The following is a 25076-nucleotide window of genomic DNA, read 5'->3' on the forward strand; positions in this document are numbered from 1 at the left end:
CATGGCGGACATCCGTATTGAAAATCTCCGCAAGGAATTCGGCAGCTTCGTCGCCGTTCAGGATTCGAGCTTCACCGTCCATGACGGCGAGTTCCTGGCGCTGCTCGGGCCTTCCGGCTGCGGCAAGACGACGACGCTTCGTATGATCGCGGGGCTCGAACTGCCGACAAGCGGCAGGATCTATCTCGATGGCGAGGACGTCACCTTCAACCGCGCCAGCGCCCGCGACATCGCCTTCGTCTTCCAGCTCTTTGCGCTCTACCCGCATATGAACGTGCGCAAAAATATCGGCTTCCCGCTGCTGTCGCAGGGCATGCCCAAAGCCGAGATCCGTCAGCGAGTCGAAGAGACGGCCCGCCTGCTGCAGATCGACCATATCCTCGATCGTTCGGTCTCAGGGCTTGCCGGCGGCGATCGGCAGCGCGTAGCGCTCGGCCGCGCTATCGTCCGCCGGCCGAAATGCTTCCTGATGGATGAGCCGCTCGGCACGCTTGACGCAGAGTTCCGGGAGATCATGGTTCACGAGCTGCGCGAACTGCACAACCGCATCCACGCCACCACCGTCTACGTCACACACGACCAGCACGAGGCAATGGCGATGGCCGATAAGATCGCCGTGATGAACCATGGCGTCATCGAGCAGTTCGGCACGCCGCAGGAAATCTACGCCAAGCCGGCTACGATGTATGTCGCCGATTTCATCGGTTCGCCGCCGATGAACTTCATGCGCTTCATCTCGGGCCTGAAAAGCGGTGACCGCTCCATCCTGCTCGACGGCGTCGATGTCGCCGTTCCGGAGATCCATCAGGACATGGCCCAAAGCGAGCTGGCGCTCGGCGTGCGGCCGGAGCATATCCGCTTCAGCGACGCCTCGCGGCTGCGCGGCGCCGTCTACGGCAGCGAATATCTCGGCACCAACCAGGTCGTGGCCGTGGAAACCCAGGGCGGCCTGATCAAGGCCCGCGTTCCCGCCAATCGCAGCTTCCGGATCGGCGAGACAGTCGGCCTTGAATTCAACCCGGCAAAACTCGCGCTCTTCGACTGCACGTCGGGCCGCGCGGTGCCCTCCCAGCTCTATCAGGAGACCCGGAATGGCTGATGTCGTCCTCAGAAACCTCAATAAGCACTTCGGCGATACCCAGGCTCTGTCCGATCTCGATCTGTCGATCCGCGACGGCGAATTCGTCGTGCTGCTCGGTCCCACAGGCGCCGGCAAGACGACGACCCTGCGGTTGATCGCCGGCCTCGAAAAGCCAGATGGCGGCCGCATCGAGATCGGCGGCCGCAACGTCGCGGCCGAAGCGCCCGCCGAACGGGATGTCGCCTTCGTCTTCCAGCAATATTCGCTCTATCCGCACATGACGGTTTACGAGAACCTCGCCTTCCCGCTGAAGGCGCCGGTCCGCAAGCTGAGCGCGGAGGAGATCGACCGGCGCGTGCGAGAGGTCGCGCGCATGGTCAGGATCGACCACAAGCTGGAGAACCGCTCGACCAGGCTTTCCGGCGGCGAGATGCAGCGTGTCGCTATCGGCCGCGCGCTGGTGCGCCGGCCGGCGATCTATCTGATGGACGAGCCGCTCTCCTCGCTCGACGCCAAGCTGCGCGCCGAACTGCGCTTGGAGCTGAAGCGCATCCAGAAGGAGCTGGGCTCGACACTGCTCTATGTGACCCACGACCAGGTGGAAGCCATGACGATGGCTGACCGCATCGGCATCCTCGCCGAGGGCCAGCTGATGCAAGTGGGAACGCCGCGCGAGATCTACGGCAATCCCGCCAACCTGCATGTCGCCGCCCGCCTCGGCCAACCGCATATCAACTTTCTGCCGGCGGACCTGCTTCCGGGCGGCAAGCCGCCGGCCGGCACGAAGACGGTCGGCGCCCGTACCGAGCATCTCGACATCACCGTCGGCAAGGAAGCCAATGCCGAGATCGACTGGATCGAACATCTCGGCGACCAGAACCATCTGCATATCAGGGCGGGCGATCACAAGCTCGTTACACTTGCTGATCCATATCTGGCGATCGCGCCGGGCGACCGGATCAGTCTGGCGTTGCGCGATCCCCTTTATTTCGATGCGGCTGGACAGCGCCTGTCCTGACCGGCAAACAGACGTGACGATGGCATGAAGAAACAAACAGACGGGTCTCAATCGATGAAACACTTCTTCAACCGCAGGGAAAACATCGTCACCGAAGCTCTGGATGGTCTGCTTCTGACGAGCAGCAACGATCGTCTCGCCCGCCTCGACAGCTTCCCCGATATCAAGGTCATCCTGCGCGCGGATTGGGACAAGTCGAAGGTGGCGATCATCTCGGGCGGCGGCGCAGGCCATGAGCCCTCCCATGCCGGCTTCGTCGGCAAGGGCATGCTGACGGCGGCCGTCTCCGGCGAAATCTTCGCTTCGCCGAGCGTCGATGCGGTGCTGACGGCGATCCGCGCCGTCACTGGACCAAAAGGCGCCCTGCTGATCGTCAAGAACTATACCGGCGACCGCCTGAATTTCGGCCTTGCCGCCGAAAAGGCGCGCGCCGAGGGCTTCGATGTCGAGATGGTCATCGTTGCCGACGATATCGCCATTCCCGGTATCAACCAGCCGCGTGGCGTCGCCGGCACGCTGTTCGTTCATAAGATATCGGGCTACCACGCCGAAAGGGGCGACGACCTGAAGACGGTCGCGGCCCATGCCGCTGCTGCTGCCGGCGACATCGTGTCGCTCGGCATGTCTCTCTCCACCTGCAGCGTGCCTGGCCAGGCGCATGAGGACCGCCTCGGCGAGAACGAAAGCGAACTCGGCCTCGGCATCCACGGTGAGCCTGGCGTCGAGCGCATCACGCTGCAGCCGGTCGCAGATATCGTCGCCACCATGGTGGCGCGCCTGTCGCCTGCGCTGCGCGAGGGGGAAAGCCATGCCCTCCTCATCAACAATCTCGGCGCGGTGCCGCCGCTCGAAATGGCTGTGATTGCCAATGCCGTGCTGTCCTCGCCGCTTGGCCGCCGCGTCCGGCTGATCATCGGCCCGGGGCCGATGATGACCGCGCTCAACATGAACGGTTTCTCGCTGTCGCTGATTCGGCTGGATGACGCTCGCGATGCGGCGCTGATGGCGGCGGTCGAGCCGCATGCCTGGATGCCGGCGGTCGAACGCCACGAGATCCGGATCATCGCCGCACCGAGGACGGCTGCCGGCTTGAACGGCGCGGCTGCGGCCGGGGAGAACGCCCGCAACCGCCGCCTGATCACGGCGCTCTGCGAGCATCTTATCTCTCGGGAAAGCGAACTCAACCGGCTGGACGGCCGCGTCGGCGACGGTGACACCGGCTCGACGGTGGCGTCAGGCGCCCGCAGCGTGCTTGCTCGCCTCGACACGCTGCCGCTCGACCGGCCGGCGGCAACACTTGCCTCGCTCGGCGATATCCTCGGCGCCAGCATGGGCGGATCGAGCGGCGTGCTGCTGTCGATCTTCTTCACCGCTGCCGCGAAGGCCATGGCCGACAGAGCCGATTTATCGGCAGCCCTCCTTGCCGGGCTGGACAGGATGACATTCTATGGCGGAGCCACAGTCGGCGACCGGACGATGGTCGATGCGCTGTCGCCTGCCCTGCAGGCGCTCGCCTCCGGCGATCTCGCCGCCGCGGCCAGAGCTGCGGCAGCGGGTGCGGAATCGACCAAGGCGATGACGAAGGCCGGCGCCGGACGCGCCTCCTATGTCGGCGAAAGAGATCTACTTGGCGTTGCCGATCCCGGTGCCGTCGCGGTTGCCGGCGCATTCGGCGTGGTGGCAAGCCTCGCCTGACCGGAGTAAGGTTTGAGAGCCGCGCGGGAGATGCGACGACAGGGAGGATGACAGTGCAGGCGGAACCGATGCTTGTTGCGGGATTGATCGAGGTGTGCCGCGCGACGATCGCGGAAAACACCGATCACCTTTGCGCGCTCGATCGTGCCATCGGCGATGGCGATCACGGAACCAACATGCGGCGCGGCTGCGAGGCGGTGAGCGCCGAAGGCGAAAGCCTGTCCAGCCTGCCCTTCGCTGACGCCGTGGAAAAGATCGGCCTGACGCTTGTCATGAGTGTCGGCGGTGCGGCCGGCCCGCTCTACGGCACGCTGCTGATGGAAATCGGCCGTGAGCTTCGCAAAAGCGAGGAAAAGGCCGATTTTTCGCTGGTGCTGAAAAAGGCGATCGATGCCGTCGCAAGGCGCGGGCGCGCGCATGCCGGCGACAAGACGCTGCTCGACGTGCTCTATCCTGTGCATGCCGAGTTGGAGGCTCGGTCTCCACTCGGTGACATTGCCCGCAAGGCCGAACGCTCCGCCAGCCGCACTGCCGACATGAAGGCAATGCGCGGCCGCGCGGCCTATCTCGGCGAACGTTCGATCGGCCATGTCGATCCCGGAGCGTCGAGCTGCGCGCTGCTAACCACGGCGATCTGCCGCTATCTCGGGGAGCATCGTCCGGAATGAATGGAAAGACCGCAAATGTGGGTATCGTGATCGTCTCCCACTCGCCGCTGGTGGCCAGGGGTATCGCCGACATGGTGCGGCAGATGGTCGGCGACTGCGTGCCGCTCTCCTGGTCCGGCGGCAATGTCGATGGCGAACTCGGCACCGATGCCGGCGGCATCCTGAGAGCGATCGAGGCCGCCTGGTCCGATGCCGGCGTTGCCGTCTTCGTCGATCTCGGCGGCGCCGAAACCAACAGCGAGATGGCGATCGAAATGCTGGGGCTTCCCCGCTCGGGCCTCGTCTCCATCTGCAACGCGCCGCTGGTCGAGGGAGCCGTCATCGCTGCCGCCGAAGCGTCGGGTGGCGCGTCCCTGGCCAAGGTCGTCGCTACAGCCGAGGAGCTGTCCCCCTGATGACCAGCGGATTGCGAATAGAAAAACAGGAGCCCGAGCCATTGCCCGAGCCATCTAAGGTGAACTGCCAGACGGAGGTGGAAGTCAAGCATGGCGTGGGGCTGCATGCCCGCCCGTCGGTCACCTTCACGCGGCTTGCCAAATCCTTCCCCTGTTCGATCGAGATCGCAGTCAACGGCAGCGATGTCTGGCTGAACGGCAAGAGCATCATCAAGATCATGGGCGCGAGAATCCGCAAAGGTTCGATCCTCAGGATCCGCGCCAACGGCATCCTCGCCGAAGAGGCGATCCGCGCGTTGAAGGAACTCATCGAGCGCAACTTCGATGAGGAAAAAAAACATGGCCGAACCGCTTAGGCTGAGAGCAAAGAGCGCATCCCCGGGCATCGCATCCGGCCCGGCCTTTCTGGCCGAGCGGTCGGGTGCTGGTCGTGCGCCCCAGACCGCCGGCGGATACGGCGCGCTGGAGAAGGCGATCGACATCTCGATCGGCGAGCTTGAGCGGCTTGCCGAGGGGGCCGACGCCGAAAGCCGCGATATCATCGATTTCCAAATCGAGGTACTGCGCGATCCCAGCATCGCCGAAGCGACCGGCGCACGCATGGAAGAGGACCAGAACGTCGTCTTTGCCTGGGTCGCCACTCTGGATGCCTATATCGCTGAACTCGAAACGGCCGACGAAGAGCAGATGCGGGCGCGTGCCGTCGATATTCTCGACATCAAGAATCGTGTGCTCGATGCGCTCTCCGGCACCCCGACCGCCGATTTCCCGCCAGGCTCCGTCTTTGTCGGCAAGGACATAGAGCCGAGCCGCTTTCTCGCCCATGACTGGTCGAAAGGCGGTGGCATCGCGCTCTTCTCTGGCAGCATCGCCGGTCATGTCGCTATGCTCGCGCGGGCGAAGTCCGTGCCGATGGTGGTCGGCACGGGCCGCTTTTCCGCCGTGGACGGAGATCCGGTGAGGGTGGACGGCGACGCCGGTGCGGTCTTCCTCAAGGCGGGCGGCATGCTGATCCCATCGCCGGTGCCTGCACGAACTCCCCCCGCCGACAGGCAAACCGAAAGCGGCGAGCTACGCACGGCGGACGGCGTGCCGATCCTCATCTCCATCAACATCAACGATCCCGCCGAGATCGGCGCGCTGGATCCGGCAACGGCAGGCGTCGGCCTTATGCGCTCGGAATTTTCGGTCACCTCGATCGCCGATGTTGCCAACGAGGAACGGCAGCTGGCGATCTATCGCCGCGTGCTGGAACAGGCGGACGACAGGCCAGTGAGCATTAGAATGCTTGACATTGGCGCTGACAAGCCGCTCCCCGGCCTTGAAGATCTGCCTGCCGTGGCCTCGGGTCTGCGCGGCATCCGGCTGCTGCTTGCCTGGCCTGAAATCGCCCGCGTCCAGGCCCGCGCCCTGCTACGCGCCGCTGTCTTCGGCAGGCTTTCGGTGATGCTGCCGATGGTGACTTTGCCCGACGAGATCGACAGGATGCGCGAGCTGTTTCGCGAAGAAGCCGAAAAGCTCGGCCGCCGTGGCCTGCTTCACCGAATGCCGCCGATCGGAATGATGGTGGAGGTGCCGGCAGCCGCGTTGATGCTCGACACCTTTGGGTCGGCTTCATTCTTTTCTTTCGGGACCAATGATCTCACGCAATATCTTGCCGCCTCCGCCCGTGACGACATCGATGCCGATGCCGGAACGGCAGCCCCCGCCGTGCTCCGGCTGATTGCCCAGGCGGTGAAGCTCGCCGCCGGCAAGCCGGTCAGCATTTGCGGCGACATGGCCGGCGACCCCGGCTATCTGCCGGGACTGCTCGCCGCCGGCCTCAGGCATTTTTCCGTGGCGCCGGCCCGGCGTCCCGCGATAAGATCGGCGATCATCGGGCTCAACGCCGATGGCACAAGGGCAGCCGGAGAGTAGGATGGCGCGCGAAGACACCGAAGACGCCATTATTGCCTACAAGTCCATTCTGGCGCAGATCATCGACAACAGGCCTTCGGGCACGCGCCAGCGCCTGGCAACGGCACTTGGAAAACACCGAAGCTTCGTCACCCAGATCACCAGCCCGACCTATGCGACGCCGCTGCCGGCGCGCCATCTCGCGACGATCGTCCGCGTCTGCCATTTCAGCGCCACTGAGGAGGAACGCTTCCTCGAAGCCTATCAGGCCGCCCATCCTGGCAAGCTGCCGGATCTCGGCCACTCCGAGAAATTGCGGCACCTGTCGCTGATGGTGCCGGATTTCGGCGACGACAGGAAAAACCGCCTGCTGGAAGAGGCGATCTCCGATCTGGTGCAGAAGATCGTCGCGATATCGGTGCGGAATGACGAGTGACATGCTTGACGTAACGTAATGCCCTTGGCCTTGGGAGGGGCTTGATGAAGAAGTTCATGAACACTGCGGAAACCATGGTCGCCGAAAGCGTCGAAGGCTTCGTGCGCGCCCATGAGACTTTCGTGATGTTCGGGCCGGAGCGCAGATTCATCCGCCGCCGCCATCTTACATCGGGCAAGGTGGCGCTCATATCAGGTGGCGGCGCCGGCCATGAACCGATGCATATCGGCTTCGTCGGCCACGGAATGCTGGACGCCGCCTGTGTCGGCCACATTTTTACCTCGCCGACGCCGGGCCAGATCATTGCCGCCATCGAAGCAGCCGATACCGGCGCCGGCTGCCTGCTCGTGGTCAAGAATTACGACGGCGATCTGATGAATTTCGAAATGGCGATCGAGATGGCTGGCGAGCGCCACCGCCTCGACATGGTCATCGTCAGTGATGATATCGAAACGTCGAGAACAGGCGAAAGCCGAGGCCGTCGGGGCGTCGCCGGAACGCTGATCGTCGAAAAGATCCTGGGTGCTGCGGCCGAACGCGGCATGTCGCTTGACGAGCTGAAGCAGCTCGGCGAAGGGTTGAACACACGCATCCGCTCGATGGGGGTGGCGCTGAACGGCGTGACGGTGCCGCAGACCGAGCGCACGACGTTTGCGCTCGAACCCGGCGAGATGGAAATGGGCGTCGGCATCCATGGCGAGCCCGGCCATGCCAGGCAGCCCTTCGCCACCGCCGACGCCATCGTCGGCCATCTCTGCAAGACGATCATCAGTGACATCGCCGCGGCGCCGGGCGCCCGGGCGCTGCTCTTCGTCAACGGCCTCGGCGGCACGCCGCCGGCCGAACTTTACCTCGCCTATAACGGTGCCCGCCGGTTCATCGAGGAGAGCGGCATCCCGATCGAGCGCTCGCTTGTTGGAAACTACGTCACTTCCCTCGACATGCAGGGACTGTCCGTTACTCTCGCTTTGCTGACTGACGAGGAGCGCTCGCTCTGGGACGCGCCGGTGGCAACGGCGGCTTTATATTGGCCGTGACCGACAGTATTCAGATGTAAAGTGGCGCCATCTTCCGCCAGGCGCCGGCGCGATGAGCGCGGCCGTCCCAGACATGCAGCTGATGGCGAATATTCTTCTCGCCCAGCAGCCGGCTGAGATAGCGATTGTTGGCGAGGAAGGGATCGGCATCGCCGATGGTCAGCACGATGTCGATCTCGCGCAGCCTGTCGAGCCGCCAGTCGGCGCCGAGGCCGGGCAGGAAATGTGTTGGCGTGTGGAAATAGACGCTGTCGTCGTAATAGCCGTCGAACAGGTCGCCGAAGGATTCCACCTTCATCGTCAGGTCGTAGCGCCCGGAAAAGGCGACAAGCTTGCGGAAGAGATGCGGGTGGTGGAAGACGAGGCTCGCCGCCTGGAAGGCGCCGAGGCTGCATCCATGCACAATGGTGCAGTCATGCGAATTCTTCGCCGCCATCAGCGGCAGCACCTCGTTGAGGATATAATCCTCCAGCGCCGCATGCCGGCGGATGCTCTCGGCCGGATGCCGATGGAAGCCGTAGAGGCTGTCTGCCGCCGGGCCCTCGATGCAATAGAGCGTTTCAGGTTTTCACGGAAGCATATCCGGCATTGGCGAAGTAGTTGCTGCATTCGCTGGGCTCGATGGTTGTGACGAGGTGTCCGATGTGGCGCCAGGTGTCATCGATGGTTCGCTTCTGAGCCAGGCGCATCCAGTGCTTGATTTTGGCGAAAGCCTGTTCGATCGGGTTAAGGTCGGGGGAGTATGGCGGCAGGTACCAGAGCCGAGCACCAGCGTTGCGGATCATCTGACGGATGGCGACCGACTTGTGGGAGCCGAGATTATCCATCACGACGATATCGCCGGGTTTGAGCACCGGTACGAGTTGCTGTTCGACATAAGCACGAAAGCACTCACCGTTGATCGGTCCATCGAAGACACAAGGCGCGGTGAGCCGATCGCAGCGCAACGCGCCGAGGAAAGTCAGGGTGCGCCAATGTCCGTGCGGGGCGAAGCTGCGCAGCCGTTTGCCCTTCGGCCCCCAGCCTCGAAGCGGCGCCATGTTGGTCTTGATCCAGGTTTCATCGATGAAGACCAGCCGGCTTGGATCAAGGCCAGCCTGCCAGGATCGCCAGCGCTGTCGCCGTCGCGCGACGTCAGCGCGCGCCTGCTCAAGGGCGAACAGTGTTTTTTTTGAACCGTAGTCCCTCGCGCCGCAGAAACTGCCATACGGTGTCGTGGGATACCTTCACCCCTCGCGCGGCCAGTTCTTCCTTCAACCTGTTCAGTGACACATGCGGCGTCTGGTTGATCCGCTCGGCGATAAACGCTCGGTACGGCTCAAGAACCCGCTTGCGGTGGCCGCCCATCTTCCCAGGCGCGACAGATCCGCTCGAACGGTAGCGCTGAGACCACTTCACCGCTGAAGACACGGCAATACCGAACCGCACCGCCACCGACCGGCAGCTCTCGCCGGCTTCGATTGCATCAACAACACGCTTGCGAAGATCATTTGAAAGAGGTCGAGTCATCCGATGCTGGCCTCCACTCCAGCCAGCATCTTGAATCACAAAACAGCCAAAAACGGAATCCCTTCCGATTCAACTAAATCCAGATACGCTCTAGAGCTGGAGATGGCCGGCCTGCAGCTTGTCTGCAAGGCTTGCGACCAGGCCGAGCTGCTCATATTCGAAAAAGCGCCCTTCCCGCGTCGGGAAAACCAGCACCTTGGCGCCGGCATGGCCGAACACCAGCATCTCCATGTCTCGATGCAGACGCTGACTGTACCAGCGCAGATATTCGCGGTTCATGACACCCTGAAGAACTGTCCGATCTTGTCGCGGAGCACCGCCTCTTGCTCAGCACTTCCAGGATAGTCGAAATGCCCGGCGTCCAGGATGAAGATTTCGTTAAATTTCGGTATCGAATTGGCGACAGCGAACTGGCAGGGCGGCGCGACCGAAGGATCGAAAAGCGCCACCGCCGTCAGCATCGGCACCCTGATCCGCCTCGCGGCCGTTGCCGCATCGAAGAAGCGCAGCGTCTCCAGCACGTTTGCATGTTCCGCCTGATATTCCTGCACCGATTGGGCGCTGCCGACGCTCGGCAGCTTGAGGCGCAGCGGCTGGTGCCCGAAGCTCGGAAGCGCGAGATGCCCGCGGTCGATGCGGTCATCATAGGCGATCGCCATCGCCCCGACACCGCCGCCGAAGCTGATGCCGCTATAGCCGATATGCCCTGAAAGCCAGGGATAGACCGCAACGAGCGTCGAGACGGCAAGCCAGATATCCTCAACGCAGCCGCCGATGATATAGGAATCCTTCTTGTCGATATCGTGCAGCACATGCCAGGAAGGATTCTCGGAAATCGGCGGATGGGCGCTGAGCGATAGCCCGCGGCAGCAGGGAAAGATGAGCGCCGTTTCGGTGACCGGCAGGTCGAAATCCGGACGCTCGCGTCCACCGTAACCATGCCCGACGACCAGGCCGCGCCGCACCCGCCCAGCCCGCGGCAGCAGCAGCCAGCCGCCGATCCGGAACGCATCCGTGGAGAGATAGACGAGGTCGAGCACGTGCCAGTCGGGATGGGTGAGCTCGCCGCGGGAAAGCGCCGGCTGCGGATCGACCGTCAGCGCCTTTTGATACCGCGTCTCCCAGAATGGGTCGAATCCATCCGGCTCCTCCGGCGGCTCGACCGCAAGCAGCTCGTCGAGCTGCATGCCGTAAGTAGGATCGAAGGCGAAAGGATGTGTCGCGGGAATGCTCATCCGGACTTTGTCGCCTGAAAGCTCCGGTCATGCAAGGCTATGTGGCGGCTACTTGCCCATCTGCTCTCGCCGCAAGGCTACGCGGCCCAAAGGCCATTGGAGCAGACCGCCCCCCGCCTCCGTCATTCCTATGGTTGTCACAGGAATCCAGTCACGGCGCGTCCGCGCCGTGGATTGCCTCCAGGCGAGCCTAAAGTGAGTCTCCCAGCGCCCAAGGACTTGGACGCGCTGGAAATTCGGCTGATACGTCCGACGCCGAATCTAGCCGCCGCCGGCAGCTCTGCGGTAGGCGACGGCCGGGCGGTCACCTGAAATCACGCCATCACCATTGCGATTTAATCGGATGCGATATATATAATTGCGGTAGTAACCGAGACAGGATAAACCCATGCCCACGTCCAAGGCCGCAAAACAGTCTGTACCCGCCCCTCCTGGAAGTGGCGGTGAGGTCCGTAAGCTTTCGACCTTCCTGTGCTTCGCGGTCTATTCGGCCAATCTCGCCTTCGGCCGCGCCTACAAGCCGATCCTGGACGCGCTCGGCCTGACCTATACCCAGTATATCGCCATGGTGGCCCTCTCCGAGGAGGACGACCAGACGGTCAGCATGCTGGGAGAAAAACTGTTCCTCGAATCCAACACGCTGACGCCCATTCTCAAGAAGCTGGAGTCGGCCGGCTTTATCACCCGCCATCGCGATCCCGCCGACGAACGGCAGGTGCGTGTCAGCCTGACGCCAGCGGGGCGCGATCTTCTCGAAACCGATCCCGGCTCCGCCCTGACCGACGCCGTCGGCCTCGGCGACGATTTCCCCGTCGTGCAGAAATCGGTGACGCGGCTGCGCGACAACCTGCTGCGGGCGCAGGCGGAGCCGCAAAAATTATGATCGCGGCACATGTCGGCACCTGGTGACATGGCCGAGATCGCAATCGGCGCATTGATTGGGAATGGGAGCGTTCTTCTCGTCAGACGAAGTTCGGAGCGCAGGACACACCCGGATCGGTGGAGCCTGCCGGGCGGTCACGTCGAAGACGGCGAAGATGCCGAGACGGCACTGCGCCGGGAATTGCTGGAAGAAATCGGCGTGACGCCGCAGCACTGGCTGTCTGCCGGAGAGTTCGTTTCGGAAAGCCCGCCCGGGGCATTCGCCACTTCCGTGTCTATCACGTCGACCGATGGCAGGACTCTCCGCGACTTATCGGCGATGAACACACGGCGCTCAGATGGTTTACCGCCGCGGAGATAGAATGCGAAACCGAACTGGCGCCGCCTCAGCTTGGTGAAATGCTCTTAAACCTGCTCAGACCGAAAACGGACAACCAGGCGTGATGACGCGGAGAAGCAGCGCCACACCTACAGCGCACGCTGCCGAACCTTGGCAAGCGCGCGCTCCTCCATCATCTCGGCCGCTTTCGCGTAACCGCCGCCCATTCCATCGAGGAAATGCAGATGCGAATCCGGCCGGCCCGATGGCACGAAGCAGGTCATCAGCGCGTGAGACTGGCGGTGCAGCCCGAAGTCGATCTCACCGCGCGCCCGCGCTGCAACGAGCATGGCTTCGACGCTGTCGATCTGGTCCGGCGCGCAGTCCAGCGTCAGGCGCAGGCCGTCGTCGAACTTGCGGAAATCCGAATTGGAGGCGACCTCCGACCAGCGTTTCGCGCTGACCTGCTTCTCTCTTGCCATACCCGTCCCTCCGGAAAGCGGATGGGACCGGCACGGCGCGGCATCGAAAACCGCGAGAAGGCGTCTTGCCAGCGCCGCAAAGACCTCCGGGCGCGTGTGGTCGCGCGGCTCAACCAACAATGACAGGATCTCGCCGCGCTGGCTCGGGAACGGCGCCCAGTCGCAGCTCAAGCCCGTCAGGTCAGGCTTCATCGCATAGCGGCCGGGCTTGACCAGAAAGCGGCCATTCTTGATCTGCTGCTCCGCCCATTTGATCCCGCCTCCGGCAAACATCGCATAGGTCGCGCTCTCGGAGGCGGCATAGCGCGCGATCCTGACGTCGCGCCCGTTGGCACGGATTTCGCCGACGGTGACGAGCCCGACACGCAAGTCGAGATGAAGCTCGGCTTTGGCGAAGCCCGCGACGTCACGCAAGGCCGATGTCGCCGCCATGATGCCGTTCGCCGGCAAGGCGAAGGCTGCTCCGTCTCCGCGAAACACGAAGGGAAAATCGAACGAACCCCAGGCATTGCCGAGGGCGGCGATGATCGATGCGCCGGCATAATTGACGTCTTCATAACGTCCCGATCGGATCGCCGCGGTCGAGCTGACGACATCGGTGATGCCGATCAGCCAATCGTCGGGTAACGGCTCGTAGACATCGGGATCGAGCACAAGCGAAAACTCGGCATAGGCCCGGCGCGGCTCCGCGTGGCTGTTGATCATGGCATGTTCTCCGGATCGGTGGGCTGTGGATTCAGAAACGGGTCTGCCGCCGTCGGCAGACCCCCGCTTGAAGGTGACGGCGCGAGGCCGGCCCTTCCTGTTCAGATAAGCTTGGTTTCGACGTCGATATTGCCGTGGACCGCCTTGGAGTAAGGGCAGATGCCGTGGGCCGCCTCGATCAGTTCCTGTGCGATCTCACGGTCGATGTCTGCAAGGCTGACATTGAGTCGTGCACGCAGGAAGTAGGAGCCGTTATCGCCGTTGAGCGTAATCTCGGCATCGACCTCGGGACTGGCCGGCAAGGTGATTTTCCGCTGCGCGGCGGCGAGCTCGATGGCACCGATATAGCAGGCTGACCAGGCGGCCCCGAACAGGTTTTCGGCCGCCGGATGCGGCTGCGGCAGCTTGATGTCGAGCGTGCCGTCGCTGCTGCGTGCATAGCCGTTGCGACCGCCGGCGATGTGGGTCTTGCCGGCGAAAAGAAGCTTCTCAGTCATTGTTGTATCCTTTCGGTTGATGATTATTAGCGTATCCGATTAAATCGGATGCGTGTTAATACGCCGAGCCGAATTCGATGTCAACACCATTCCGATTTAATCGGATACGATTTATCTCTCTAAAAGATTTGAGCCAGCCGCGCAGGCAGGCTGGACCGGTTGCGCGTTCACATCTTGTCCGGGAAGGAGCCCCCCTAGATGGAGAGTTGAGATGTCCTCCACAGCCGAAGGCAATGCGGGAGTCGGCCGCTGCAGCGCCGGAGCGGCGCTCAGACCTTCTCTTTTTTCCTGGTCTTTTCCTTCGGTTCGACCGGCGCATCCGGCGTCGGCGCTAAAAGCTTGCGCAGCGATGCGATTTTGTCCTTCACCAGCGGCCGGAAGCGCGTCGCGCGATAGGGCATGTCGGCCGCACCGTAGCCTTCCGGCCCGTCATCATTGCCGCGATGGATTTCCGCGAGCTTCACGCCGATAAACGTGCCGTCGACATAATGGGTATATTCGCCCACCCAGCGGATCGTATAGATCTCGCCCTTGCGGATCAGCTGGTCGATGCTGACATGTTTGAAGGTGTCGTTGATGCAGACCACCTTCTGGCCGACATGAAACTCATAGCTCATTGATCATACTCTCAAACGGCAATCCGCCTCGCCGATCTATAGCGCGCCCGGCGGCCGGGATGAACCCTTTTCTGCCGGCGGACGTCATGCGGCGTGACTGCGCCCCTGCCCGACAATGCGACAAGCTCAGTCGCAATAGACCTTGCCGCTCTTGCGGGAGCGCAGATCGAAGTGGAAGTGGTTCCAGTGTTCCGGGTTGCTGCCGGGCCCGAGCACGGTGTTGAAATAGCGGCAGCTATCGGTGCGCACCGCCTTCAGCAGCCGACCCTCGCGCAGCGAGAACAGGCCCTTCTTGCGCACGTCGATCTCATGGCCGTTCTTCAGCACGAACTTGCCGACGTCGATGGCGTTGCCGCGGGCGTGTTCCGACATCGGATTGTATCGCTGACGGCTGTTGTTCATGCGCCGGCAGGAATAGCCGCCGAGCGGCTGGATCGTTCTGATGCCGCTCCAGTAGCGGTAGCGGGCCGACGGCGCCAGCTCGTTCTTCACCCATTTGGCGAAGGCGAGCGTCACCTGGCAGTTCAGCGTCACGGCCGGCCTGACGCCGATATTGCCGGAGAGGCCCTTCAGCGATACCGGATACGGCACCTGGCAGGCCGGCCCTTGCGAGATCGGCGGCTTCTCGTCGAAGAGCACGCCCATGCGCTTCAGCTCGCGCCGGCAGGCCAGCTCGGAAGCCGGCATGACGCTCGGGTCGAACGGTGCGGCGGGCTCACTCATCATCGGGTTGTTCGGCCGCAGCATCGCCACTTCTTCGGCCTCGTCCTCCTCAGGATCTCGGGACGGTGCCGTGACCGGACTGCCGTCGCTCCAGGTGGGCGCCCGGCTCATCTGCGACTGCGCGGCCGGCTGCGGCATTGCCTGTGGTGGGGGCTGGCGTATCGGTTGGTTGACCTGAAGCGGATTGTCGGTGCCGATGCCGTCGACGACCGGCTCGGTGGCATTGCCCTCGGCGATTTGTTGTTGCTGCTCCTGCGCCAGCCCGACGACCGGTTCGGCGCCGAGCTCATCGTCCATGTTGACGCCGCCGGACGGGACGGCGAGGTTCTGTGTGCCGCCCCAGTTGCCGTTCGACTGGCCGGCCGCCATCGCCTCGTCACTGTCGATCATCGGCAGTCTTCGCCCCTGCGCCCCCGGCGCAGACAGCGCCCGCGGCGCGCGAGCCGCATGGCCGGTACCGGCGAGGTTCGGCGTATCGAGATAATCGACCGAACCTTGCGTGTTGCCGACCGGAGCGCTGGAAACCGGATAGGACGCTTGGCTTTCCACCGGCGCCATGCGCACGGCCGGCGCCATGCGCGCGGCACCCCGTGACGGCGAAATCGAGCTGACCCGGGTGCCGTTGTCGACATTGGCCGGCGGCACCAGTCCGTCGCTGATCGAGCAGGTCGTCAGCGCCACTGAGAGCAGCACGGGCAGGAAGGCTCGCCGAGGAAAGGAAACAAACGCCATACTCTTATCGCTTCCGTGGGCCGGCCGCAGAGTGACCGAAAAAACTCGGTCCAATTTTAATTAAAAACGGTGAATGAAAACTTACCGACGCAATCTACACGCGACGGAACTGAAAAAGGCGGCTTTCGCCGCCTTCCAACTGCTGCCGAACTCACGCTGCCCGTGTGTAACGGGTGTCCCGCTGCTGCTCTGCTCCGCGCAGGCGGAAATTCGCAAGCAGCGTCTTCAGCTGGGTGCTTTCCTCGGCGAGCGTGCGGCTTGCCGCCGTCGTCTCCTCGACCATCGCCGCGTTCTGCTGCGTCATCTGATCCATGTGGTTGACGGAGCTGTTGATCTCGTTGAGCCCTGTCGACTGCTCGCGCGCCGCCGTCGCGATCGAGGCGACGTGATCGTTGACCTGATTGACCAAGGCCTCGATTTCCAGGAGCGCATCGCCCGTCGAACGCACCAGCGCCACCCCGCCCTCGACTTCCGTCGCCGACCGGCGGATCAGTTCCTTGATCTCCTTGGCGGCGTTGGCCGAGCGCTGCGCAAGCTCGCGCACTTCCTGCGCAACGACGGCAAAACCGCGGCCCGCCTCGCCGGCCCGCGCCGCTTCGACGCCGGCATTGAGCGCCAGAAGGTTGGTCTGGAAGGCGATCTCGTCGATGACCGAGATGATCTGGTTGATGCGGCTTGAGGATTCTTCGATCCGGCCCATCGCCGTCACCGCATTGCGGACGATCTCGCCGGAGCGTCCCGCACTCGCCTTGGTCTCGGCCACCATCTCACGCGCCTCGTTCGCCCGCTCCGATGCCGTCTTGACCGTCGCGGTGATCTCGTCGAGGGCTGCGGCCGTCTCTTCAAGTGCCGCCGCCTGCTGCTCCGTCCGTTTCGACAGGTTGCCGGTCGCTTCACTGATATCCGAGGCGCTGTCGTTGACGACGCGGCTCGATTCGGCAATCGCCTGGATGACGCCATTCAGCGCATCGACGGCCGTGTTGAAATCATTCCTGAGCTTGGCGTAATCCTCGCCGATATCGCCGATCGCAACCGTCAGATCGCCGCCCGCAAGCTTCTCCAGGCCGACGCCGAGCGCCTGCATGGCGCGGCTCTGCCGCTCGGAAGCCGAGCGCAGGCTCGCCTCGTTGCCGCGGCGTTCGTCCTCGATCTGCCGCTGCCTTTCGTCTTCACGCCCACGCAGCGCGCTGCGCTCATCGACGGAGTCGCGCAGCACCAATAGCACCTTGGCCATCTGACCCACTTCGTCGCGGCACTCGCTGCCGGCAATCTCCACCGATGCTTCTTCGGCGGCGATCGCATTCATCGCCGTCTTCAGCCGCGCGATCGGCGCCGTCACGCTGCGCACGATGGCGAAGGCGATCGCGATCGTCGCCAGCGCGCCGATCAGGCAAACCACGGCGGCCCACATCGCATTCTGGCGATAGAGCGCCGCAAGGTCGTCGCCATAGACGCCGGTGCCGACGATCCAGCCCCAGGGCTCGAAACCGGCGACGTAGGAGTATTTCAGCACCGGCTCATCGGCGCCCGGCTTCGGCCAGTAGTAATCGACGAAGCCCTTGCCGTCCTTCTTCACCTTGTTGACGAACTCGACGAACAGGAACTTGCCGTTCGGATCCTTCATCTGGGAGATATCGGTGCCGTTGAGCGCCGGCTTGATCGGGTGCATCACCATTTTCGGATGCATGTCGTTGATCCAGAAATAGCCGTCTGCGCCGTAGCGCATCGCGCCGATGACATCCTTCGCCGCCGTCTGCGCCTGCTCGCGGGTCATGGTGCCCGCCTGCTCCATCTTGTAATATTTGTCGAAGATGCCGAGCGCTGTCGCATCCAGCTGCGCCAGCCCTGCCTTTCGCTCCTCTTCCAGCTCGGAATAGGAATAGTTCAGAAAAAAGACCATCGTCGCTGCGAGCACGACAAGCGTGAAGGCGACGAGGCAATAAAGACGAGTGGAAATCTTGACGTTGCGCATGAGGTTCCCGGCGATTCTTATGAGAGATCTGTCTCATTCTGCACCACCGGAATTACTGGAGCGTAAAGCTTATTTAGGGTTGACTTAAACAGCGCCTGGTGAGGTGTTGGTTGTAAAATTCAACCGTTGAATGAGGTTGGGATTTAGGTCGGCATCACCCGTTATTTTCCACAAATAGTGTTATCCAGAGTGCGACCTCGAACTTTTCTGTCGACTCTGGGAAAACCGCTGACACGGCTCGCGATCATGCACTAGGGTGATCTCGATGAATCGCCGGCCCCATGACCAACATCAGATGGAGAACCCTTGATGACCGATGCCGCCAAGCCGAGAGGCGAACTGACGCTGCGCACGCTCGCCATGCCCGGCGATGCCAATCCCGCCGGCGATATTTTCGGCGGCTGGGTTATGGCGCAGATGGACCTTGCCTCCGGCATCCGCGCCGCCGAGCGCGCCAAGGGCCGCGTCGTCACCGCCGCCGTCAAGGAGATGGCCTTCGAACTGCCGGTCAAGATCGGCGACACGCTGTCGGTTTATACCGATATCGACCGCGTCGGGCGCACCTCGATCACGCTGATTGTCGAAGCCTGGGCGCACCGTTCGCGTTACGCCAAGATGGAAAAGGTCACCGCCGGCACCTTCATCATGGTGGCGCTCGACGAAGAGGGCAAACCAAAACAAGTCCCCGAGGAGTGACAGACCAGGATCGAGGGCATGGAAACGGTCAGCTCGCCGGAGGGGCAGCGGCTTGCTCCACAACTGCGTCTCAAGCCCCCGCCATCTGTCCAGCCTCATCCTGAGGCGCCCCGCAGGGGCCTCGAAGGACGGGGTGGCCACCGCTTCGCCAAATGCCAAGGCTGGCGTGGCCCCAAGCCACCCGCCCCCGTGGTTTGAGACGGCCCTTCTGGCCCCCTCACCATGAGGGCTGGTCGGTGTGCCGTGCCGTCCCGCCTCTCCTCACAGTGCCCGTCACTCGGAAGAGGAAGAAAATCGCCGCCCTTCACACCTTCAAAAACTGCGATCCCTTATCAAAGCTCAATCCGGGAAAAATCTTCCCCGTCAGATCATCCGGACCCACATCGAACTGCCGGTAGAGCATCGCCGCCGCCACTTCTCGCACGTCGGCCGTCGGCATCAGGTCGCGGTCATCGAGCAGCTGGCCGTCACCGAGCCCGGGCCACTTGCCGAGGATACGGCCGCCGTTGATGGCGCCGCCTGATAGCAGGGCGCAGCTGCCGGTGCCGTGGTCGGTGCCATCAGAGCCGTTCTGGCGGACGGTGCGGCCGAATTCGGTCATCGCCAGCACCACCGTCTTCGTCCAGATCTCCGGCCCGAGCGTCGCCTTCAGCGTATTGATCGCCTGCGCCAGATCCCGGGCCGGCCGCTTGAACTGACCGGCCTGGCCGATATGCGTGTCCCAGCCGGTGATGGAAAAGCTGGCGATGCGGTAATCGCCTTTCAGCATGTTGGCGGCGAGTGCCGCCACATCGGCGGTCTTTTCGCCGCGCTGGCCGTCCGGCTCGGTCATCATCGAGGCGCTATCGGCCCGCGTCGCCTCGGCAAGTGCTGCGGCAAACGGCGGATCGCCGGCATAGAGCCGCGCCAGGAACTGCATCTCGTCACGCGCCGGCGCCAGATTGGAATCCGAAGCCCAGACATCGACCTCGTTCGGCCCGGAGAGGATCAGTTCCGTCGAGGTGTTGACGTCGATCGCCTTGCGGGAATCCGAGCGCGGAATGACGGCAAGCGCCCGGTTCAGCCAGCCGGTCCTTTCCTCGGCGACATGCTCGCCGCCTGACTCCAGCATGTCCTGCCCGTCGAAATGGCTGCGTTGGTCACGATAGGGTGTCGAGACGGCGTGCACGAAGGCAAGCTCCTTGCTCTTCCACAGCGGCATCAGATCCGCGGCGGCCGGGTTAAGCCCGAAATGCCCGTCGAGATCGAGAAGCCCGGTATCGGGCGTCAGCGCCAGCGTCGGCCGGAGCGCCGCAAAGCCGGCATCGCCATAGGGCTGCACCAGATCCAGCCCGTCCATCGCGCCGCGCAGCACGATGGTGACGAAGCGCTTATCACCCGGCATCGCCGCGAAGGCGACCGGTGTGAAGACGGGAGCGGCGGCAAGACAGCAGGCAGACGTCAGAAAGCCGCGGCGGGAAAGCGAGATCCTGTTCATCGACAGCGTCATGGGCGGGGCTCCTGAGCAGGGTCCGGAAAAGTGTACAGCGGTTTTCCGGTCAGAACCTGCGACAAAACAAATGAGCTGAGCAGACAAAGCGTTGGCTTGCCAACGAAAGTCTGCTTAGCGGCGGTTGAATTCGGGCGATGCCAGCACCAGGGTAAGCCCGCTGATCTTGTTCGGCGCCTGCGACACCACGCGGATCGTCTCGTCGCGCGCCGCATCGGCAAGCGTCGACTTCAGGAATTCGCGCGGATCCTCGTCGCGGCCGAACTGCGCTGCGGCCCGCCTTGCCCAGGCCAGCCGCTCGGCGAGCTGGCTGCCGGTGATCCAGGCGGAAAAGCCTTCCTCGAAACCGGCCGGGCTCGGCGGCAGCCAGGTCGGCTGACCCATGCGCTTCAGCGCCCCCTGCCCCAGCGCCCGCGCCGTCCGGAAGGCCTTGAGACGCTTGTCCCTCGCCTCGCCGGCGGGGTCCGTCGGCACCGGCGATCCGGCCATGCCAGGTGTATTCGCCGCCATGTCGCCGTCATCGGTGCCCTGCTGATTGGCGGCAAGGAAGCTGCCGACGACGCCGTTGACCGGCCCGGCATTCAGCGCCCTGAGGCCGGCAACGACATAATCGAAGGGCTGGCGCGCCTTGGCGCCTTCGTTCTGCCAGGCAGCGGGATGGTCGAGCATGGCGGTGTAGACGGCGGTGAGATCGCCATCCGTCTTCTTCCAGGCCGCGGCCATGTCGGAGACCATGCCCTCGTCGGGCTGATCGGAAACGAAGTGAACCGCGAGCTTCCGGCTGATATGCGCCGCCGTCTTCGGATGAACGGCGAGGTCATCCAGCATGTCGAGATAGTCGTCGCGCGAGCGTTTGCGCCCGCCATAGCTGACGCCGAGCACCTCATGCGCCCCAGGCTCGGAAATATTCGGCCGGAAGGCGATGTCCATCTCCTTGCGATCGATGGTAAGTCCCGTCAGCACCTTGGCCGCAGCGGTGACGTCCGCCTGGGTATAACCGCTGCCGGCGCCGAGTGTGTGCAGTTCCAGAAGTTCGCGGCCGAGATTTTCGTTCAGCCCCTTGTTGCGCTTCATGCCGCCGGCCGAATCCGGCCCGAGCGAATCCGCCTGATCGAGATAGATCAGCATGGCGGGATGCGCCGTGGCGCTGCGCAGGAGATCGCCGAACCTGCCGGATATGAACGGCCGGATCGCCTCTGCCTCGTAGAGCGGCACGATAAGGCGCATCGACAGGTTCTTGTTGGCGCTGGTGGAGAAATGATCGGTCCAGAAGGTCGAAAGCCGCTCGAAGAAGCCGTAGGGCGACAGCACCGCCTGCATCAGCCGCAGGTTCGCGTCGTGCTGGAATTGCTGCTGCGCCTGACGCTGGACGCCCTTGCGCATCTCGCGCCGCGCCGGATCGTCTTCCGTCGTCTTCGCCTCCTGGCGGATCTGCTTCAACTGCTCCTGCAGGCTGAGGATTGCGCGGTAACGCATGTCCGGGCCGCCAAGCGGAAAATCCGGCGTTGCCGCGGCCCCTATGACAAGCTGGCCGATCAGCTCATCCTTGTTTTGCGGCGGCGCCTCGCCCGGCCGGAATCCATAGCCGAACCGTATCGCCGCCATCGTCGGGAAAGAGAGGCTCATGGCCGATCAACTCCTGATCACTACGTAGTGACACGCTGACAGCCGAATGCGACGCCAATCTGTAGGAAATGTGGCGTTATCAAGACATGGACGATTTGTAATCTATTGAAAAGGCTAGGGGTTTACGCCCGGAAAATGAAGGATGCTCCGATTGCGATGAGCGCGAAGCCGATCGCATGGTTCCAGGTCAGGTCCTCGCCGAGCCAGAAGATCGAGAAGCCGGCAAAGACCAGCAGCGTGATCACCTCCTGCATCGTCTTTAGCTGCGCCGTCGTATAGACCGCCGAGCCGATCCGGTTGGCCGGCACCGCCAGGCAATATTCGAAAAAGGCGATGCCCCAACTGACGATAATGGCAAGGAAGATGGCCGTGCCCTTGTGCTTGAGATGCCCATACCAGGCAAAGGTCATGAAGATGTTGGAGGCAAACAGCATGACGACAGGCCAGAGGGCGGCGGGAGAAAATAGCATGGAGAAACTCGGGGGCTGTGGAGGAAACGGTCGATCCGGTAGCGAAAGCTCGATACCGGCGGGTCTTACCTAGCATGCTGCCATCCGACGGCAAGCCCACAAGGTCATGACCAATCGTCTCACGCCGCCAGCGATTCAAATCGAGAGAGCCCATGCGCCTCGCCTTCCGCCGTTGCTGCCGGAACGCCCGCGCCAGCCGGGTTGTAAGGAACTCGAAGGACACAGCGGCAGCCAGCAAGGAAGGACGGCGACATCGCCGCCGGCCCTCCATAGCCGCAGGCAGCGCTAGATTTGCATCGCGCGATGCGGTTCGTCGGCCTCCTCCGTGCCGAAGCGCACATCTTTCTTCTCGTAGCCGAAGCCGGCAAGTGCTGCGACGACGAGCGCCACGATCGCTGCGACGATCAGCAGCGCATAGGCATAGTCGCCGTCCCAGCGGACAGCTAACCCCGCCTGCAGCGTCGCATTGCCTGACGCCAGCAGGTTGCCGAGCTGGTAGGCAAGACCCGGGAATGTGCCGCGCACCTCGTCCGGCGACAGCTCGTTCAGATGCACCGGCACGATGCCCCAGGCGCCCTGCACGAAAAACTGCATCAGGAAGGCGCCTATGGCGAGCAGCACCGGCCCCGGCGCATAGGCCCAGAGCGGCGCGACCGGCACGGCGATCAGCGCAGCGATGACGATGGCGCGTCTGCGTCCGATCCGCTGCGACAGCGCCCCGAAGAACAGCCCGCCGCAGATCGCCCCGATATTGTAGACGATGGCGATGGCGCCGACCGTATAGCTCGAATAGCTGCGCTGGGTTTCCAGGAAGGTCGGGTAGATATCCTGGGTGCCGTGGCTGAAGAAGTTGAATGCCGTCATCAGCAGCACTGCCCAAATGAACAGCGGAATATTTTGGCGCAAGGCCGTGAGGAATGGCCGGCTTCCCTCGGCCTGCCGCTTCAGGAAGGCTGGGCTCTCCTCGACATTGCGCCTGATGTAGAGCACCAGCAGCGCCGGAGCCGCGCCGACGAAGAACATGCCGCGCCAGCCGATGACCGGAAAAAGCAGGAAGAACACGATCGAGGCGAGGAGATAGCCGGTGGGGTAGCCGGTCTGCAGAATGCCCGAAACGATGCCGCGGCTCTCCTCCGGCACCGTCTCCATAACAAGCGAGGCGCCAACGCCCCATTCGCCGCCCATGGCTATACCATAGAGCGCCCTCAACACGAGGAACATGGTGAGGCCGGTAGAGAAACCGGTCAGGAATTCGAAGATCGAATAGAGCAATACATCGGCCATCAGGGTGATGCGCCGGCCGTATCGGTCGGCCGCCAGTCCGAAGATCAGCGCGCCGAGCGCCCGCATGGCGAGCGTCAGGAAGATCGCCACCGAGACGGCGGGGACGTCGGTATGGAATTCCTCGGCGATATATTTGAGAACGAAGACGAGAATGAAGAAATCGAAGGCGTCGAGCGTCCAGCCGAGATAGCTGGCGATAACGGTGTTGCGCTGCTGCGGCGTCAGCCGGCGCAGGCTTTCCAAAGCGGACATCTAATATTCCTCCGTCCGAAAGCGGCGGCGAGGCGGGCAATTCCGGATGCCGTCGGAAGGGGTGCCCGAACCGGGCGGGTGGATGTCAGGGGCTGCGATTGCGCGAGGTGTGCTCGGTCGCAGGCGAGACAGCGGGGATAATGTCAGCGGTCGTGGCCTAGTTCCATCACGTTTCGCGTGATTGGGGCGCGTTGCGGAGACGCAGCGTCGGGCGCTCTATTCCGCCGTGCGGAGCTCCGACACCTATGTCACCGACGCCTACGGGACCGCCCAACCTCTCTTCCCTCATTCCTGTGCTCGTCACAGGAATCCACGGCGCGTCTGCGCCGTGAATAAGGAAGGAGTCTTTTGCGCCCAAGGACATGGGCGCACTGGATTCCTGTCACGAGCACAGGAATGATGGAGAGTGGAGTGGGCGATCCGTCGAATCGACAAGAAAGCGGATGCGGCGCAATGGCTGGTCGTCACAACCAACCTACCCGCCGCCCGCCACCCTGCCCCGGCATGCCCACGCCACCGACGCAAACGACCGCGGCCCATCCGGCTCGCCGGCTTCATATGCGGCTCTCATGGCAACGCCGAGCGCCTTTCGCTTCGCTGACTCGAGCCCCCAGACATACTTGCCGAGCGGCCCCTCGCCTGCGGCGATCGGCCCCCAATAGTCCTCAAAGGAGCCGTATTCCATCCGGATCAGCAGCGACCTCTCCTCGACGTCGACAAGGCCTTGACTGAGAAAACTCTGCTTCATCTCCCCCGGCCGCATCATCGGCTGGAAGCAGTATTTGCGACGCAGCGGCAGCGCGTCCTCGTCGAGCATGACAGCCGTGTCCCACATCATCCGCATGACCGGCATGCCGCCGTAATGGTCCCAGACGGCGGCGGCGACCACACCACCCGGGCGGACGACACGGGCCATTTCCGAAACAGCCTTGCCCGCCTCCGGCACGAAATGCAGCACGAGCAGCGACATCGCCCTGTCGAAGCGGTTATCCTCGAACGGCAACGCGCAGGCATCGGCTTGCCGAATGGCGATGCGCGGATCGGTATTGCGCCGCATTGCCGCCTCGACGAAAACCGGCGAATAATCAATGGCGACGATTTCTTGCAGGCTTGGCTTTTCGGCCAGCGTAAATGTCAGGCTGCCGGTGCCGCAACCGACGTCGAGCACACGATCCCCATCCGCCAAGCCGGCGAAATCGATCAGCATCGGCGCCAGCCTCTTACTCCAGCGCCCCATCAGCCGCTCATAACCATCCGCACTTTCGACATTGAAACTCGATGGCATCGAAGCCTCCCTCTTCAAGGACGATGGTCGATCGCCGCAGAGCTGAGCGATCCGTCGCCTTGGGCGAGGCGGATC

Annotated in this window: 23 protein-coding genes and 3 pseudogenes; 12 read left to right on the forward strand and 14 right to left on the reverse strand. The window is 63.3% G+C overall.

What is annotated here, in order from left to right; translation table 11 throughout:
- The first annotated feature begins 1 nt into the window (after window position 1).
- From N2597_RS11675 to dhaK, 9 genes are read left to right on the forward strand one after another with little or no spacing between them, the layout of a single operon-like run.
- Window positions 2-1099, forward strand: a complete 1098-nt coding sequence (locus N2597_RS11675) for an ABC transporter ATP-binding protein (protein WP_077989353.1) — start codon at window positions 2-4, stop codon at window positions 1097-1099.
- A complete protein-coding gene (locus N2597_RS11680; RefSeq protein ID WP_077989354.1) occupies window positions 1092-2099 on the forward strand; it encodes an ABC transporter ATP-binding protein in 1008 nt (335 codons plus the stop codon). The genes N2597_RS11675 and N2597_RS11680 overlap by 8 nt, the downstream gene beginning before the upstream one ends.
- Before the next feature lie 54 nt (window positions 2100-2153).
- The gene (locus N2597_RS11685) at window positions 2154-3794 is read left to right on the forward strand and encodes a dihydroxyacetone kinase subunit DhaK (protein WP_096761909.1); all 1641 of its coding nucleotides are present in this window, start codon (window positions 2154-2156) and stop codon (window positions 3792-3794) included.
- A 47-nt stretch (window positions 3795-3841) separates the two neighbouring features.
- The gene (dhaL, locus tag N2597_RS11690) at window positions 3842-4462 is read left to right on the forward strand and encodes a dihydroxyacetone kinase subunit DhaL (protein ID WP_077989356.1); all 621 of its coding nucleotides are present in this window, start codon (window positions 3842-3844) and stop codon (window positions 4460-4462) included.
- Window positions 4459-4857, forward strand: coding sequence for a dihydroxyacetone kinase phosphoryl donor subunit DhaM (gene dhaM / locus N2597_RS11695; RefSeq protein WP_009983349.1), 399 nt, complete (start codon window positions 4459-4461; stop codon window positions 4855-4857). The genes dhaL and dhaM overlap by 4 nt, the downstream gene beginning before the upstream one ends.
- Entirely contained in the window at window positions 4857-5213 is a 357-nt protein-coding gene (locus N2597_RS11700) for an HPr family phosphocarrier protein (RefSeq protein ID WP_077989357.1), read from the forward strand. The genes dhaM and N2597_RS11700 overlap by 1 nt, the downstream gene beginning before the upstream one ends.
- Window positions 5197-6774: a putative PEP-binding protein gene (locus tag N2597_RS11705; RefSeq protein WP_183599777.1), complete on the forward strand. Its 1578-nt coding sequence runs from the start codon at window positions 5197-5199 to the stop codon at window positions 6772-6774. Before N2597_RS11700 ends, N2597_RS11705 begins: the two co-directional genes overlap by 17 nt.
- 1 nt (window position 6775) lies before the next feature.
- On the forward strand, window positions 6776-7189 hold the full coding sequence (locus N2597_RS11710; RefSeq protein ID WP_077989359.1) for a hypothetical protein: 414 nt from the start codon (window positions 6776-6778) through the stop codon (window positions 7187-7189).
- A 44-nt stretch (window positions 7190-7233) separates the two neighbouring features.
- A complete protein-coding gene (dhaK, locus tag N2597_RS11715; protein WP_009983281.1) occupies window positions 7234-8226 on the forward strand; it encodes a dihydroxyacetone kinase subunit DhaK in 993 nt (330 codons plus the stop codon).
- 10 nt (window positions 8227-8236) lie between these two features.
- Here the strand turns inward: dhaK and N2597_RS11720 are convergent.
- The 4 genes and pseudogenes from N2597_RS11720 to N2597_RS11735 form a co-directional block, all read right to left on the reverse strand.
- A pseudogene (locus N2597_RS11720) lies at window positions 8237-8782 on the reverse strand (alpha/beta hydrolase-fold protein); the annotation flags it as partial.
- A 4-nt stretch (window positions 8783-8786) separates the two neighbouring features.
- Window positions 8787-9735 (reverse strand): IS630 family transposase gene (locus N2597_RS11725; RefSeq protein ID WP_097622115.1). Its coding sequence is split into 2 segments (ribosomal slippage): window positions 8787-9398 and window positions 9400-9735, totalling 948 coding nucleotides; the frame shifts between segments, so codons are not numbered across the junction.
- Window positions 9736-9828: 93 nt separating this feature from the next.
- A pseudogene (locus N2597_RS11730) lies at window positions 9829-10014 on the reverse strand (esterase); the annotation flags it as partial.
- On the reverse strand, window positions 10011-10970 hold the full coding sequence (locus tag N2597_RS11735) for an acetylxylan esterase (RefSeq protein ID WP_096761912.1): 960 nt from the start codon (window positions 10968-10970) through the stop codon (window positions 10011-10013). The pseudogene N2597_RS11730 and the gene N2597_RS11735, both read right to left, overlap by 4 nt.
- A 388-nt stretch (window positions 10971-11358) precedes the next feature.
- Between N2597_RS11735 and N2597_RS11740 the strand changes: the two genes are divergently transcribed.
- Together N2597_RS11740 and N2597_RS11745 are read left to right on the forward strand one after the other, a co-directional pair.
- The gene (locus N2597_RS11740; protein ID WP_096761913.1) at window positions 11359-11853 is read left to right on the forward strand and encodes a MarR family winged helix-turn-helix transcriptional regulator; all 495 of its coding nucleotides are present in this window, start codon (window positions 11359-11361) and stop codon (window positions 11851-11853) included.
- 27 nt (window positions 11854-11880) lie between these two features.
- Window positions 11881-12296: pseudogene (locus tag N2597_RS11745) on the forward strand (NUDIX hydrolase).
- Between the two features lie 24 nt (window positions 12297-12320).
- Here N2597_RS11745 and N2597_RS11750 read toward each other — a convergent pair.
- The 5 genes from N2597_RS11750 to N2597_RS11770 all read right to left on the reverse strand — a co-directional run bounded on the left by N2597_RS11750 (window position 12321) and on the right by N2597_RS11770 (window position 17899).
- Window positions 12321-13358 (reverse strand): DUF3095 family protein, encoded by a 1038-nt coding sequence (locus N2597_RS11750; protein WP_183599251.1) that lies wholly within the window; start codon window positions 13356-13358, stop codon window positions 12321-12323.
- Between the two features lie 101 nt (window positions 13359-13459).
- On the reverse strand, window positions 13460-13855 hold the full coding sequence (locus tag N2597_RS11755) for an Ohr family peroxiredoxin (RefSeq protein WP_039620462.1): 396 nt from the start codon (window positions 13853-13855) through the stop codon (window positions 13460-13462).
- A gap of 269 nt (window positions 13856-14124) precedes the next feature.
- Window positions 14125-14472 carry a CAP-Gly domain-containing protein gene (locus tag N2597_RS11760; protein ID WP_008535048.1) on the reverse strand — a complete coding sequence of 116 codons (348 nt, stop codon included), beginning with the start codon at window positions 14470-14472 and terminating at the stop codon, window positions 14125-14127.
- A gap of 126 nt (window positions 14473-14598) precedes the next feature.
- The gene (locus N2597_RS11765) at window positions 14599-15927 is read right to left on the reverse strand and encodes an extensin-like domain-containing protein (protein WP_096761916.1); all 1329 of its coding nucleotides are present in this window, start codon (window positions 15925-15927) and stop codon (window positions 14599-14601) included.
- A 151-nt stretch (window positions 15928-16078) separates the two neighbouring features.
- Window positions 16079-17899: a methyl-accepting chemotaxis protein gene (locus tag N2597_RS11770; RefSeq protein ID WP_096771864.1), complete on the reverse strand. Its 1821-nt coding sequence runs from the start codon at window positions 17897-17899 to the stop codon at window positions 16079-16081.
- A 309-nt stretch (window positions 17900-18208) separates the two neighbouring features.
- Here N2597_RS11770 and N2597_RS11775 point away from each other — a divergent pair, with 309 nt between their 5' ends.
- Window positions 18209-18595 carry an acyl-CoA thioesterase gene (locus tag N2597_RS11775; RefSeq protein WP_038689585.1) on the forward strand — a complete coding sequence of 129 codons (387 nt, stop codon included), beginning with the start codon at window positions 18209-18211 and terminating at the stop codon, window positions 18593-18595.
- Between the two features lie 304 nt (window positions 18596-18899).
- Here N2597_RS11775 and N2597_RS11780 read toward each other — a convergent pair whose 3' ends face one another.
- From N2597_RS11780 to N2597_RS11800, 5 genes are all read right to left on the reverse strand, one after another.
- Window positions 18900-20084 carry a DUF1501 domain-containing protein gene (locus N2597_RS11780; RefSeq protein WP_096761918.1) on the reverse strand — a complete coding sequence of 395 codons (1185 nt, stop codon included), beginning with the start codon at window positions 20082-20084 and terminating at the stop codon, window positions 18900-18902.
- Between the two features lie 114 nt (window positions 20085-20198).
- A complete protein-coding gene (locus N2597_RS11785) occupies window positions 20199-21710 on the reverse strand; it encodes a DUF1800 domain-containing protein (protein ID WP_096761919.1) in 1512 nt (503 codons plus the stop codon).
- Window positions 21711-21832: 122 nt separating this feature from the next.
- Complete coding sequence (locus N2597_RS11790) at window positions 21833-22180, reverse strand: DMT family protein (protein ID WP_009994093.1); 348 nt, start codon at window positions 22178-22180, stop codon at window positions 21833-21835.
- A 285-nt stretch (window positions 22181-22465) separates the two neighbouring features.
- Window positions 22466-23716: an MFS transporter gene (locus N2597_RS11795; protein ID WP_183599249.1), complete on the reverse strand. Its 1251-nt coding sequence runs from the start codon at window positions 23714-23716 to the stop codon at window positions 22466-22468.
- Between the two features lie 475 nt (window positions 23717-24191).
- Window positions 24192-25001, reverse strand: a complete 810-nt coding sequence (locus N2597_RS11800; RefSeq protein ID WP_009996741.1) for a class I SAM-dependent methyltransferase — start codon at window positions 24999-25001, stop codon at window positions 24192-24194.
- Between the last annotated feature and the right edge of the window lie 75 nt (window positions 25002-25076).

The sequence above is a fragment of the Rhizobium sophoriradicis genome, from assembly GCF_025200795.1.
In the GTDB taxonomy this organism is placed as follows: domain Bacteria; phylum Pseudomonadota; class Alphaproteobacteria; order Rhizobiales; family Rhizobiaceae; genus Rhizobium; species Rhizobium sophoriradicis.

Bases quoted from the DNA above. Each gene is read 5' to 3' on its own strand.
- N2597_RS11775 (WP_038689585.1), top strand. From the start codon at position 18,209: ATGACCGATGCCGCCAAGCCGAGAGGCGAACTGACGCTGCGCACGCTC.
- N2597_RS11755 (WP_039620462.1), bottom strand. From the start codon at position 13,855: ATGACTGAGAAGCTTCTTTTCGCCGGCAAGACCCACATCGCCGGCGGT.
- N2597_RS11765 (WP_096761916.1), bottom strand. From the start codon at position 15,927: ATGGCGTTTGTTTCCTTTCCTCGGCGAGCCTTCCTGCCCGTGCTGCTC.
- N2597_RS11790 (WP_009994093.1), bottom strand. From the start codon at position 22,180: ATGCTATTTTCTCCCGCCGCCCTCTGGCCTGTCGTCATGCTGTTTGCC.
- dhaM (WP_009983349.1), top strand. From the start codon at position 4,459: ATGAATGGAAAGACCGCAAATGTGGGTATCGTGATCGTCTCCCACTCG.
- N2597_RS11800 (WP_009996741.1), bottom strand. From the start codon at position 25,001: ATGCCATCGAGTTTCAATGTCGAAAGTGCGGATGGTTATGAGCGGCTG.
- N2597_RS11675 (WP_077989353.1), top strand. From the start codon at position 2: ATGGCGGACATCCGTATTGAAAATCTCCGCAAGGAATTCGGCAGCTTC.
- N2597_RS11780 (WP_096761918.1), bottom strand. From the start codon at position 20,084: ATGACGCTGTCGATGAACAGGATCTCGCTTTCCCGCCGCGGCTTTCTG.
- N2597_RS11705 (WP_183599777.1), top strand. From the start codon at position 5,197: ATGGCCGAACCGCTTAGGCTGAGAGCAAAGAGCGCATCCCCGGGCATC.
- N2597_RS11750 (WP_183599251.1), bottom strand. From the start codon at position 13,358: ATGATCAACAGCCACGCGGAGCCGCGCCGGGCCTATGCCGAGTTTTCG.
- N2597_RS11795 (WP_183599249.1), bottom strand. From the start codon at position 23,716: ATGTCCGCTTTGGAAAGCCTGCGCCGGCTGACGCCGCAGCAGCGCAAC.
- N2597_RS11685 (WP_096761909.1), top strand. From the start codon at position 2,154: ATGAAACACTTCTTCAACCGCAGGGAAAACATCGTCACCGAAGCTCTG.
- N2597_RS11740 (WP_096761913.1), top strand. From the start codon at position 11,359: ATGCCCACGTCCAAGGCCGCAAAACAGTCTGTACCCGCCCCTCCTGGA.
- N2597_RS11710 (WP_077989359.1), top strand. From the start codon at position 6,776: ATGGCGCGCGAAGACACCGAAGACGCCATTATTGCCTACAAGTCCATT.
- N2597_RS11760 (WP_008535048.1), bottom strand. From the start codon at position 14,472: ATGAGCTATGAGTTTCATGTCGGCCAGAAGGTGGTCTGCATCAACGAC.
- N2597_RS11700 (WP_077989357.1), top strand. From the start codon at position 4,857: ATGACCAGCGGATTGCGAATAGAAAAACAGGAGCCCGAGCCATTGCCC.
- dhaK (WP_009983281.1), top strand. From the start codon at position 7,234: ATGAAGAAGTTCATGAACACTGCGGAAACCATGGTCGCCGAAAGCGTC.
- N2597_RS11785 (WP_096761919.1), bottom strand. From the start codon at position 21,710: ATGAGCCTCTCTTTCCCGACGATGGCGGCGATACGGTTCGGCTATGGA.
- N2597_RS11735 (WP_096761912.1), bottom strand. From the start codon at position 10,970: ATGAGCATTCCCGCGACACATCCTTTCGCCTTCGATCCTACTTACGGC.
- N2597_RS11680 (WP_077989354.1), top strand. From the start codon at position 1,092: ATGGCTGATGTCGTCCTCAGAAACCTCAATAAGCACTTCGGCGATACC.
- dhaL (WP_077989356.1), top strand. From the start codon at position 3,842: ATGACAGTGCAGGCGGAACCGATGCTTGTTGCGGGATTGATCGAGGTG.
- N2597_RS11770 (WP_096771864.1), bottom strand. From the start codon at position 17,899: ATGCGCAACGTCAAGATTTCCACTCGTCTTTATTGCCTCGTCGCCTTC.